Raw genomic sequence first — 12,555 nt, forward strand, 5'->3', positions numbered from 1 at the left:
GGCGCGTTTTTGCGCAATATGCGCGTACCTCCATAAAATCTCCACACAAGGGATGTATAATGATTAACTGTGGGAAAATCATCGACGGTCAAGGTGATCTGGCTTTATGAAAATCACGGAAATTTCTCTGCGCAGACCCGTAACGGTCCTTATCGTGACGATAGCCACAGTTATATTCGGAGCCTATTCGTACATGCACATGGGCGTGGAAAGGATGCCGAACGTAGAGTATCCGATAGTCGTCGTGCGCACGACGCTAGAGGGCGCGAGCCCGTCGATCATCGACAACGACGTTACTGACGTGCTGGAATCGCGCATCAACACCATAGAGGGCATCAAGAGCATGAGCTCCAGCAGCTACGAGGGACGCTCCGTCATCGTCGTGGAGTTCGAGCTTGACCGAGACATCGACTTCGCGACGGCGGACGTGCGCAACAAGGTGAGCCGCGCGCGCGGACAGCTGCCCGACGACTGCGACGAGCCGGAGATCGACAAGTACGACCCGAGCGACCGCCCGATCATGCGCGTCGCGGTGAAGAACGACGGGCGCACGGACATGAAGACTCTCTCTCGCTACGTAGACCAGGTCGTGCAGGAGCGCCTCCAGACGGTTCGCGGCGTCGGCGGCGTGCAGCTCCCGGGCTTCCGCGAGCGCGAGATGCGCGTCTGGCTGAATCCCGAGGCGCTCGAGGGCTACCGCATCACGACGAAGGAAATCAAGGACGCCATCTACAACAAGCACGTCGAGCTTCCCGCTGGGCGCGTCGAGACGGGGACGAAGGAGTACGGCATACGCATCATCGGCGAGTACGCCTCCGCCGCAGAGCTTGAGTATCTTCCGATAGCCGTGCGGAACGGCGCTGTGATACGGCTGCGCGACGTCGCGCGCATCGAGGACGGCCTCGAGGACGCGCGCAGCATGTCCATCTACGAGGGCAAGCCGGCGATCATGGTCAGCATAAGAAAGCAGCGCGGCGCGAACGAGGTCGCGCTTTCGCGGCTGATGCACGAGCGCATAGCGGAGCTCAACAAGACCGCGCCGGTAGGCACGAGCCTCGTCGTAGTGTCGGACAACGCGAAGTTCATCATGAATTCGATGAACGGCGTATTCGGCGACATCATCGCCTCGATAATCCTCACCGCTCTCATCATGTTCGTATTCCTGCGCACTCTGCGCGCGACGATAATCGCCTGCATAAGCATCCCCGTCTGTCTGCTCGGCAGCATGTCCGTGCTCTATCTGATGGGGATAACGATAAACAACATGTCGATGATGGGCATCTCGCTCGCCGTCGGAATGGTCGTAGACGCGACGACCGTCATCATGGAGAACATTTCGCGCCACAAGTCGATGGGGAAGAGCGCCTTCCGCGCTTCTGAGGACGGCACGAACGAGATCGCTTTCGCGGTCGTCGCGGGCGCTGCCACGACCCTCGCCGTCTTCGTCCCGGTCGCCTTCATGGGCGGGATGATGGGACGCTACTTCAACGCGTTCGGCGTCACCGTATCCACGACGATAGCCATATCGCTGGTCATCGCGGTGACGCTGACGCCGTTCCTCTGCTCGCGCATCATGGGGCGCTCGCACAAGCCGACGCGCCTTGAGACGGCGCTCGAGCGCCCGTTCCTGCGTCTCGAGGCGCAGTACGAGCGCGCGCTGAAATTCGCCGTCGGACACCGCGCGCTGGTGCTTTCGTCGGGGATAGCGCTCTTCCTCATAGGCATGGTCTTCGCCTTCAATCTAGGGACGGAGTTCTTCCCGAGCGAGGACCAGGGGCGCCTGCGAGTCGAGCTTGAGCTTCCGGCCGACACATCGCTTGAAGTGACTACGGCGATAACGAAGGAAATGGTCGATATAATCCAACAGAATAAATTCGTCGCCTACACTTACGGCGAAATCGGGAGCGGACGCGGCGAGGAGGTCTATAAATCCACGATAAACATTGAGCTGATAGACCGCGCGCTGCGGCCGCGCGCCGCAGTCATAATGCGCGGCCTGCGCGAGGAGCTTTCGCGCTACCGCGACGCCGACATAAAGATGGGCACGTGGGGCAACTCGGACATCGCGCTGGTCGTAATGGGGCCGACGAGCGAGGAGCTTGCGGCGCTGGGCGATCTCATCAAGCGAGACCTGACGGAGAACGCACGCGGCCTCGTAGACATAACGACCGACCTCCAGATGAACAAGCCGCGCATCAACCTGGCGCTGAACCGCGGCCTCGCCGACGACCTGAATGTGAGCATACGCGACCTCTCGGACGAGATGCTGACGTGGTTCGGCGGCGACGACGGCGGCACCTTCAACGACCGCGGATACCGCTACGACATCCGCCTGCGCGCGGAGCGCAGCGGGCGCGACGACCCGGAGAAGGTGCTGAAGACTCTGATAACGACGCAGAGCGGCGCGACGATACCGGCCGAGGGCGTCATAACGAGCTCGATAGGCATGGCGCCGAACGTCATAACGCGCTACAACCGTCAGCATTCGATAGAGATAGAGGCCAACGTCGACGGCATATCGCCGGGCGAGGGCATAGAGATAATGCAGGAAGTGTTCCGCAAATACGCGCCGCAGGACGGCATGTACAGCATGGTGCCGACCGGAGACTCCGAAGACATGCGCGAGAGCTTCCGCTATATGACGGTCGCGCTGATTTTCGCGATAATGCTCGTCTACATGGTGATGGCGATACAGTTCGAGTCGTTCATACACCCGCTGACGGTCATGTTCTCGCTTCCGCTTATGACGGCTGGCTCCTTCGGCCTTCTCGCGCTCGCGGGGCTGCGTATCTCCGTTATGAGCTTCATGGGGATAATCCTGCTCGTCGGCGTCGTCGTCAACAACGCGATTCTGTTAGTAGACGTAATCAACCAGCTCCGCGCCGCGGGGGACGACAAGATAACGGCTGTGCTCAAGGCCGGGCCGCTGCGCCTGCGCGCGATACTTATGACGACTGTCTCGACGCTTATCGGCTCCCTGCCCGTCGCGCTCGCGCTCTCCGAGGGCGGCGAGACGCGCCAGCCGATGTCTGTCGCGGTCATAGGCGGGCTGACGACGTCGACGCTGCTGACGCTGCTCGTCATTCCGGTGGTCTATCTCATCTTCGACGACATAACGGACAGAGTAAAAGGCTCGATACGGCGCTTCAACGCCTACAGGCGTCTAAAAAGCCACGGGAGGGGCGCGTGATGAATAAAAAATTTGCGATTCTGGCGGCGGCACTCGCGCTCGCCGCCGCGGCGGCCCCGTCCTTCGCCGCGGCCCCGCTGGAGATAGGCGAGGCAGTCGCGATAACGATGAAAAACAACTCCTCGCTGCGCTCGCTGCGGCAGGAGCTTATAAAGGCCGAGGCTTTCAAGCTCGCGGCCGACGGCACTCTGCTGCCCTCCGCGACGGTAGACGGGACGCTCGGCTGGCAGCGCGAGCCGCAGACCGACGACGGGGACCGCGACGACGACCGCAGCGCCGAGGCGGCGCTCGAACAGGTGATATACTCTGGCGGGCGCAACAGCGCGATGCGCGCGCAGTCGCCGCAGGTGCGCACGATAGCGGAAATGGCGATAGCCGACGGAGAAAACAGCGCGGCGGGAGAGCTTTTCGCGCGCTTCTACAACGTCCTGCTCCAGAAGAAATGTATCGAAGCCGAGGAAGACGCCGTGAAAACTTCGGAGCTTCATCTGCGCGAAGTGTCGCGCATGTGCGACGTCGGCCTCGCGAACAGGCTCGAGGTGATACGAGCGCAGCAGCAGCTCGCTGAAAACAAGGCGGCTCTCGCGACGGCGCGCGGAGCCTTCGAGGCGGCGAACATTTCGCTGATGAACTACATGGGCATAGAGCCGGCAAACCGCCGCGAGGTGCAGGGCGAGCTTTACGAGCCGGAGATAACGGGCAGCCGCGAGAAGTCGCTCGCGCTCGCCTCGCAGTTCCGCGCCGACCGCCGTCAGCTCGAGGAACAGCTCGGCTATCAGACGAACCAGATAAAGATAGAGCGCAGCGAAATGCTGCCGCAGGTCTCGGCGGGATTCACCGCCGGATGGCTCAGCCCGTACCACCAGCGCGACGAGAGCGGCGACACGTGGCGCGCCGAGCTTCGCATATCCGTCCCGATATTCGACCGCAACGTGACGCGGCGCGCCGTAATGGAGGCGAAGGCCGTGCGCGAGCAGGACAAAATAGCGCTAGAACAGAAGGAGCTCGACATAAAATCCGAGGTCGAGACGGCGTGGACGGAGATAGAGACGAACCGCGAAAATCTCGCCGCATCGGAGGAGGCGCTGCGCCTCGCGCGCGAATCGCTGCGCCTCGCCGAAGTCGGCTACCGCGAAGGGGTAACGCCGCAGCTCGACCTGCTGACGGCGCAGTCCGACCTCACGGCGGCGCAGCTCGAATACAACCGCGCGCAGTACAACTGCATAATAGCCGCCGTCGCGCTCAAAATGACGGAGGGGACGATAACAAAGTGGAACGGGGAGAGCATATGAGATGAAAATACAGAAACGCCCGCGATTCGGAAAGGCCGCGGCGATAACGGCGCTGCTAGTCGCGGTAACGGCGGCGGCCTGGATCTACAGCCGCAGGGAGACGCTCTTCGACAAGCCGGCGGACCCGTCGCTGCTGACGCCGATAGTGAAGACCGAGATAGTCAGAGGCGACGGCACGATATCGAGCCGCATAATCCAGAACATGCAGATAGACGCGCGCGACCGCGTCGAGCTGCTGCCGCGCGTCACGGGGCGGCTCCTCTCGCTCTCCGTCAAACAGGGCGACCGCGTCAAGAAAGGGCAGATAGTCGCGACGCTCGAACACGAGCAGCAGGACGCGCTGATACTCTCCACGATGGCGCAGGCCGCCTCCGCGCGCGCCGACAGCGAGAAGGCGCACGCCGAGATGCTCAACGCGAAGACGGAGCTCGACCGCTACAGCCGCCTCGTAAAAGAGGGCTTCAGCACGCAGCAGCAGTACGACGCCGTGCAGACGCAGTACACCAGCGCCGAAGCCTCCTACCGCGCCGCGCTTGCGAAGGAACGCCAGTACGAGGCCGAGGAGAAGCGCGTGAAGTCCGAGAAGAACGACTACATAATCCGCGCGCCGATAGACGGCGTCGTGCTCGACGACTACTCCTTGACGCCCGGCGCGATGATTTCTCCCTCGTCGCCGATACTCGACATCGCCGACCCGCGTATGCTGAAAGCGACGCTGCGCGTGCCCGAACTCAAAATATTCAACGTCGAGGTCGGGATGCCGGTGACGCTGCGCTTCGACGCGCTGCCCGGCGAGACCTTCGACGGCAGCGTGACGCGCATAGACCAGTACGTCGACCCCGCGACGCGCACGAGCGCCGTCGAAATTGCGCTCGACAACGAAAAGCAAGCCGGCGGCAGGCTGCGTCCCGGAATGTTCGGACAGGCCGCAATCGTCGAAAAGGAATACAAAAACTCGCTGACTGTGCCAGAGGGCGCGCTCCACGCGAGCGAGGACGGTTTTTACGTCTACGTCGTGAAGGATGGCAAAGCCGAGGCGCGCCGCGTGACTGCCGGCATCAGGGAGAGCGGGCGCGTGCGCATAGACGAAGGACTCGCCGCGGGCGACGAGGTCGTCGTCTTCGGCGGCAACAACCTGCGCGACGGAGAGGCCGTGACGGTCAGAAACTGACGCGAATGACGAACGCCCAAAGCCAGACGTCCGACTCTTACCGCGTCGGGATACTGCTCGCCGCGGCGGGCGGCTTCCTCGACGCCTACACTTTTCTCTGCCGCGGCCACGTCTTCGCTAACGCGCAGACCGGCAACATGGTGCTGCTCGGCGTCAGCCTCGCGCGCGGCGACCTCGGCGGCGCGGGCTACTACCTGCTGCCGATAACCGCCTTCTTCGCGGGCATCCTGCTCGCGGAGCTCGTCAAGGAATCCATGCGCGAAAGCCGCTTTATACACTGGCGTCAGGTGATAATAGCCGCGGAAGTGCTCTTCCTGCTCTGCGTCGCCTTCACGCCATCCGGGGAATTTTACGACATGTGCGCCAACGCCGCCGTCTCGTTCATCTGCTCGCTGCAGGTCGAGGCCTTCCGCAAGGTCCACGGACGCGCCTACGCGACGACGATGTGTACCGGCAACCTGCGCAGCGCGACGGAAAACCTCTACAAATACCGCAGCACGGGCGACCGCGAGAAACTGCGCTCCAGCGTCGAATACTTCGGGATAATCCTCTTCTTCATAATCGGAGCAGCGATAGGCGCCGTCGTGACGGCGGCGTTCTCGACGAAAGCCGCCCTCGTCCCCGCCGCCGCGCTCGCCGCGGTGTTCGTCCTCATGTTCCGCGAAAAGCTCTAAACGCCGCACCGTGCGGAAAAGTGTATCTCACACAACACTTTTTTTGCAAAAAAGTGTATCGCGCGGCACACTTTTCCGCAAAACATAAATGTAGTAATATATCTGCAAAGACAAGGAGGGAGCGCAATGGGCATAACGACGGTGACAAGCAGAGAGTTTAACCAATATGCCGGAGAGGCGAAGAAAGCCGCTAACAACGGCCCCGTATTCATCACGGACAGGGGAAAGCCCTCACACGTGCTGCTGAGCTTCGAGGAATACCAAAGGCTGACGCGCAGCGGCCGCAGCATAGCGGAGGCTCTCGCTATGCCCGGCGTCGAAGATGTCGAATTTGAGCCTCCGAAAGCTTCGATAACAGCGGCGGAGGTCGATTTGCCCGATGTTCGTGCTTGATACTAACGTCGTCTCCGAGCTGCGCAAAGCTGCCGCCGGAAAGGCGGACGCAAACGTCGCGGCATGGGCGGCCGAAGTCGACGCTTCGGAGCTTTTCATATCGGCGATAACCGTCATGGAGCTTGAGATAGGCGTCATGCGGATAGAGCGGCGCGATGAAGCGCAGGGCGCCCTTCTGCGCCGGTGGCTTGAAACGCGCGTCCTGCCGGCATTTGAAGAAAGGATTCTTCCGATAGACGCCCGCGTCGCGCGCCGCTGCGCCAGGCTGCACGTTCCGGACATGCGTTCAGAACGCGACGCGCTCATAGCGGCTACGGCGCTGACGCACCGCATGGCCGTCGTCACCCGCAACACTGCGGACTTCGCCGCCACCGGAGTTACTCTTATAAATCCGTGGCTTCCGCGCCGGTAAGCGCTGAGACACAAAGACGGCAAAGGCCGGAGCTTTTCGCTCCGGCCTTTTTACGGCTCCTGCCGCGATTTTGTTGGGAGATTTTTATGCATACGCCGTGTGCCAGGCGGTTATTTTTTCACGGTCTCCTTGTCGAAGTAGCAGCTCTTCAGCAGCTCCGCCATCTGCTCCGGCGTTATCTTGCGCGGGTTGGAGCCGGTGCAGGCGTCGCCGACCGCGAGCTCCGCGACGTGCGGCAGCTTCTCCATGAATTCTTTTTCGTCTATTATGCCGCCCTCGTAGTCCTTGATGCGCGACGGTATATTCAGCTCGGCGTTCATCTCGTTGATGCGATTTACGAGAGCCGCGACGAGTTCTTCCGTCGTATCGCCCTTGAGGTGGATGAAGCGCGCTATCTGAGCGTAGCGCTCCGCCGCCTCGGGCTCGACGGCGTTGAAGCGGATGACCTTCGGCAGGTACATGGCGTTCGCCGCGCCGTGTACGATGTGGCCGCCGCTGAACGCCGCGCCGGTCTTGTGCGCCATCGAGTGAGTGATGCCGAGCAGCGCGTTGGAGAAGGCCATGCCGGCCAGGCACTGCGCGTCGTGCATCTTCGCGCGCGCCGCCATGTCGCCGTTGTAGGACTTGACGAGGTTCGCGTTAATAAGCTCAATCGCGTGCAGCGCGAGCGGGTCGGTGTATTCGCAGTGCATCGTCGAGACATAGGACTCGATGGCGTGGGTCATCGCGTCCATGCCGGTGTTGGCGGTAAGTTTCTTCGGCATCGTCTCGGCAAGCTCCGGGTCTACGATGGCGACGTCCGGCGTGATGTTGAAGTCGGCGAGCGGATATTTGACGCCCTTCGCGTTGTCGGTGATGACCGCGAACGACGTCACCTCGGTAGCTGTGCCGGAGGTCGAAGGGATAGCGCAGAAGCGCGCCTTCGTGCGCAGCGTCGGGAAGCTGAAGGGCACGCAGAGCTGCTCGAAGGTCACTTCGGGATGCTCGTAGAAGACCCACATCGCTTTCGCCGCGTCTATCGGCGAACCGCCGCCCATCGCGACTATCCAGTCCGGCTGGAACTCGCGCATCGCCGCCGCGCCGCGCATGACCGTCTCGACCGACGGATCGGACTCCACTCCCTCGTAAAGGCGCACTTCCATGCCGGCCTCTTTAAGATACTGCTCCGCTTTATCGAGGAAGCCGAAGCGCTTCATGCTTCCGCCGCCGACAACGACGAAAGCCCTTTTGCCCTTAAGACTGCGAAGCTCGGCGAGAGCTCCCTTTCCGTGATACAGATCGCGCGGTAATGTGAATCTTGCCATAATCTATCTCTCCTTCCGACGCGCGGGTTCTATGTCCGCTGCGTTCGTTATCTCGTTCACGTTTATTATTCTAGGACGGCGGCAAAAATTTAGTAGATACTAAAAAGAAATATCGCTATACCGTTATCGATATATCCGTATCAAATGTTCGCCGCCTTGACAAGCCGCGCGCGCAGTCGGACAATGTTGCGCATAATCGCACGAAATAGACGCTCGATACGGAGGTGCCTGATATGCACAAGCTTGTACTGATAAGACACGGCGAAAGCTCGTGGAATAAAGAGAACCGCTTCACGGGATGGCAGGACGTCCCGCTCTCGGAGAAGGGGCTCGCAGAGGCGAAGGCCGCGGGCGAGCTTTTGAAGAAAGAGGGCTACGTCTTCGACAAAGCCTACACGTCGGTGCTGCGCCGCGCGATAAAGACGCTATGGTGCGTGCTCGAGGAGACCGACCTGATGTGGATACCGGTCGAAAAGTCGTGGAAGCTCAACGAACGCCACTACGGCGCGCTGCAGGGGCTCAACAAGGCGGAGACCGCGGCGAAGTTCGGCGACGCGCAGGTGAAGATATGGCGGCGCAGCTACGCGACGCGCCCGCCGCTCCTCGACAGGAGCGACGAACGCTGGCCCGGCAACGAAGCGCGCTACGCCTCGATACCGGCGGACGAGCTTCCGCTCGGAGAGTGCCTCGCCGACACCGTCGCGCGCGTCGTGCCCTACTGGGAGGACGTCATAGCCCCGGACATCCGCGCGGGAAAGCGCATAATAATCGCGGCGCACGGCAACAGCCTGCGCGCGCTCGTGAAATACCTCGACGGAGTGTCTGAGCAGGACATCGTGGAGCTCAACATCCCGACCGGCGTGCCGCTCGTCTACGAGCTCGACGGCGATCTGAAGCCTATAAATCATTACTATCTCGGAGACGCCGAGGCGATAGCCGCGGCGCAGGCCGCAGTCGCGAATCAGGGAAAGGCGAGACAATAAACGCCGCCGCACTGCAGGCCAACGGACAGACACACAGACGCGCCGTCTTTTCGGGAGGCGCGTCTGTTTTTTTGCGCGCGCGGCTGCGCGGCTCCGAGCGCGGCCGCTTCTTGGTTTTTTAATATAAACTAGGCAGACGTTCGAAAACCTGAAAGAAAGGAAAACCGACATGAATTTTACCATTATGACGATCGAAGGCTATCTGCAAAAGCTCGCGGAAGACGAGCGGAGCGCAGCGACGATAGACAAATACCGGCGCGACCTTCTCCGTTTCCGCGATTTTCTGCATGGAAGCAAACATCTGGATAAAAACGCCGTGCTGCGGTGGAAGGAATCGCTGATCGAAGCGGGGTACGCAAGTTCCTCGATAAACGTGATGCTCGCTCCGGTCAACGGGATGCTGTCGTTCGCCGGACGCCCGGAACTGCGCGTGAAGTTTCTGAAGCGCCAGCGCTCCGCTTTCCGGGACGAACGCCGCGAGCTCGGGCGCGCCGAATATATAAAGCTTCTCAAGACGGCTCGCAGAGAAAAAAACGACCGCCTCGGCCTTATCCTGGAAACTATATGTTCGACCGGCATACGGGTATCCGAACTGGCCTTCGTAACCGTAGAAGCGGCGCGCGCCGGACGGGCCGAGCTGATGCTCAAGGGCAAATGCCGGCGCATACTCTTCCCAGCCGCGCTCGTAAACAAGCTGCTGAGCTACTCCGCAAGGCTCGGGCTTACGCGCGGCTTCATATTCAAGACGAAGAACGGAGCGCCGGTGAGCCGTAACTGGATATGGAAAGAGATGAAAAAGTTGGGCGCGAGGGCCGGCGTGGCCGCGAGCAAAGTGTTCCCGCACAATCTGCGCCACCTTTTCGCGAAGATATTTTATGAACTCGACCGCGACATTTCAAAGCTCGCCGATCTTCTGGGACACAGCAGCATAGAGACGACGCGGATATATATCGCCACCGACGGCGGCGAACACCGGCGCCAACTAAATAAAATGAGGCTGATAATGTAATTTCGCTTACGTTGCCATAGTCGCGCTGACGGCGCGGCGCAATATGGCAGGAAGGTGATAAAAAACGGCTAAATATTCGTTTTATAAAAGGCGGGGAAAACTCCCCCAGGCGGGCTGTATCCCTCGTAACCGGGAAAACGGCGTCAGGCGCGCGCGGTTCATCGCCCCGACGCAGAGGAAAGAAGCGTTATTTCACGCTGAATGCCGTTCGGGAACTTGATTTTTTGTGCATGGTAATGTTATAGGGGATGTTGCGTACAATATATTTTTATATTAAAATGCTTCACAATAACTTTTCAGGCAACGTAAGCGAAATTACGTGCGCCGCGCCGCCTTTCTCAAATAAAAAACGCCGGGCGCGGCGGACGCAGCGAGCGCAAATACACCTGATGGGGCGTGTTTAATAAAAAATTTCATGACAGGAAGGTGCCAAACGTGAAGAGAAACGTATCCATGCTGCTTTTCCTCTTCATCCTAACCGCCTCGCCTCCGGCGTTCGGAGACTCGCCTCTGCCGACCTTCGACAAGGAAGCGGTGGAGACCTATCCGTACATGCGGACGGGAGACATGAACATCATGGTGGACGACCCTGATATAAGGCCGCCGGCCGGATACAGGGGCGGCAACACCGGGACGGAGGACGAGCCGGCGTTTTTCGTCAGGTCGATCAGGCTCACCGGCTATCAGGTGCTTCGGGGGAGCGGACTTGACGAGATACTCGCCCGCTACAGCGGGCGGAACGTCAAAGTCAAAGAGCTTCCGCTGCTCACCGCCGCGATCACGGAATACTGCCGCGAACGCGGCTACACGATACCGCTCGCCGCCATCCCGGAACAGGAGGTAAAAGACGGCGTGCTGGAGGTAAGGATCTACACAGCGACCTACGACGGCGTAGAGATAACTGCCAATTCGTCTGACATTTACGACAAGACGCTCCGCCGCTACGTGAGCTGCCTCAAGCGCGGCGACGTAATCACAGACCGGCGGCTCGAGACCGCAGTCAACAACCTCAACGACCTTCCAGGCGTGCAGGCGCGCGCGGTACTCAAGCCCGGCTCTAAGCCGGGCACTACGAAAATCGACATAGAGGTGCGGAAACGAAAGGTCTGGAACAACTACGTCTTCGCCGACAACGGCGGCAGCGAATACTCCGGCCGCTACCGCTTCGGCTTCAACACGGAAATAAACAACCCTTCGCGCACAGGCGACAAAATCATAATAAGCGGCATGATAACGGACGAAGAGACCAAGAATTACAGCGTCCGCTACGAGACGCCGCTGGGCAGCCGCGGCACGCGCGCCGGCGTCGCGTTCAGCCAGACGAACTACGACTTTGCCAACACCGCGTTCAGCGCCCCCGGCTTCAACCTCGACAGCTCGGGAGAATCGCGCGGCGTCAGCGTCTACGGCATGACGCCGCTCTACCGAAGCAAGGCCGCGCGAGTGACGCTCATATACGGCTACGACCGCCGCGACATAGAGGAAGAGCTTCGCTGGCGCGAGTACGGGCTGAAACTCTCCGAGGCGGATAAGGACGCCAACGTCTGGCACATAGGCATTACCGGAAGCTGCTACGAGCCGAACGAGTTCCTTCAATACAGCCTCGTCTACTGGTACGGCGATATATCCACCGACGGCGGAGCCTACTACGACGGAAGCTATCAGAAGCTCACCGCCGACTTCCTCAAGATATGGTACGCGGGACGCTTCAACTACCGCATACGCGCCAAAGGACAGCTCGCAAGCCGCGCGCTCGACGGCAGCGAGCAGTTCTTCCTCGGCGGCATAAACGGCGTGCGCGCTTACGCGAACGGCGACGGCTACGGCGACACGGCCTACACCGCGACGGGCGAAGTCCGTTACGGCCTCGGCGTTCCGGGGCTCGAGCTCGCCGCCTTCATAGACGCCGGAGCGGCGAAAAACCTCGAAAGCGGCGTCACAGACCACCTCGCAGGCTGGGGCGTCGGCCTGCGGTACTCGAAGCCGAACGACTGGCACGCGCAGCTCGACTACGCCCACAAGATAGACGGCCGTCCCGACAGGACGGAAGAGGGCGACGACGACGGCAGGATATGGTTCCAGCTCTACAAGATGTTCTGACGCGCGCCCGGCGCACTGCCGCCGGAC

The 12,555-nt window shown here is 60.8% G+C and carries 10 protein-coding genes; 9 read left to right on the top strand and 1 reads right to left on the bottom strand.

Going from position 1 to position 12,555, the window contains the following annotated elements; genetic code table 11:
* Positions 1-106: 106 nt before the first annotated feature.
* The 6 genes from B5F39_RS05310 (at position 107) to B5F39_RS05335 (ending at position 7,132) form a co-directional block, all read left to right on the top strand.
* Entirely contained in the window at positions 107-3,190 is a 3,084-nt protein-coding gene (locus B5F39_RS05310; protein ID WP_087364701.1) for an efflux RND transporter permease subunit, read from the top strand.
* Positions 3,190-4,482 (top strand): TolC family protein, encoded by a 1,293-nt coding sequence (locus B5F39_RS05315; RefSeq protein WP_087364703.1) that lies wholly within the window; start codon positions 3,190-3,192, stop codon positions 4,480-4,482. The genes B5F39_RS05310 and B5F39_RS05315 overlap by 1 nt, the downstream gene beginning before the upstream one ends.
* A 1-nt stretch (position 4,483) precedes the next feature.
* A complete protein-coding gene (locus tag B5F39_RS05320) occupies positions 4,484-5,653 on the top strand; it encodes an efflux RND transporter periplasmic adaptor subunit (protein WP_087364705.1) in 1,170 nt (389 codons plus the stop codon).
* Positions 5,654-5,658: 5 nt separating this feature from the next.
* Complete coding sequence (locus B5F39_RS05325) at positions 5,659-6,327, top strand: YoaK family protein (protein ID WP_087364708.1); 669 nt, start codon at positions 5,659-5,661, stop codon at positions 6,325-6,327.
* 126 nt (positions 6,328-6,453) lie between these two features.
* The gene (locus B5F39_RS05330; protein WP_087364710.1) at positions 6,454-6,720 is read left to right on the top strand and encodes a type II toxin-antitoxin system Phd/YefM family antitoxin; all 267 of its coding nucleotides are present in this window, start codon (positions 6,454-6,456) and stop codon (positions 6,718-6,720) included.
* Positions 6,707-7,132: a type II toxin-antitoxin system VapC family toxin gene (locus B5F39_RS05335; RefSeq protein WP_087364712.1), complete on the top strand. Its 426-nt coding sequence runs from the start codon at positions 6,707-6,709 to the stop codon at positions 7,130-7,132. Before B5F39_RS05330 ends, B5F39_RS05335 begins: the two co-directional genes overlap by 14 nt.
* A gap of 110 nt (positions 7,133-7,242) precedes the next feature.
* Here the strand turns inward: B5F39_RS05335 and B5F39_RS05340 are convergent, their stop codons facing one another.
* Entirely contained in the window at positions 7,243-8,436 is a 1,194-nt protein-coding gene (locus B5F39_RS05340; RefSeq protein ID WP_087364714.1) for an iron-containing alcohol dehydrogenase, read from the bottom strand.
* Between the two features lie 233 nt (positions 8,437-8,669).
* Here B5F39_RS05340 and gpmA point away from each other — a divergent pair, with 233 nt between their 5' ends.
* The 3 genes from gpmA to B5F39_RS05355 all read left to right on the top strand — a co-directional run bounded on the left by gpmA (position 8,670) and on the right by B5F39_RS05355 (position 12,528).
* Complete coding sequence (gene gpmA, locus B5F39_RS05345) at positions 8,670-9,419, top strand: 2,3-diphosphoglycerate-dependent phosphoglycerate mutase (protein WP_087364716.1); 750 nt, start codon at positions 8,670-8,672, stop codon at positions 9,417-9,419.
* Positions 9,420-9,588: 169 nt separating this feature from the next.
* Positions 9,589-10,428, top strand: coding sequence for a tyrosine-type recombinase/integrase (locus B5F39_RS05350; protein WP_087364717.1), 840 nt, complete (start codon positions 9,589-9,591; stop codon positions 10,426-10,428).
* A 435-nt stretch (positions 10,429-10,863) separates the two neighbouring features.
* Positions 10,864-12,528 (top strand): ShlB/FhaC/HecB family hemolysin secretion/activation protein, encoded by a 1,665-nt coding sequence (locus B5F39_RS05355; RefSeq protein WP_143330659.1) that lies wholly within the window; start codon positions 10,864-10,866, stop codon positions 12,526-12,528.
* The last annotated feature ends 27 nt before the right edge of the window (positions 12,529-12,555 follow it).

It is taken from the genome of Cloacibacillus sp. An23 (genome assembly GCF_002159945.1).
Taxonomy (GTDB): Bacteria; Synergistota; Synergistia; order Synergistales; family Synergistaceae; genus Caccocola.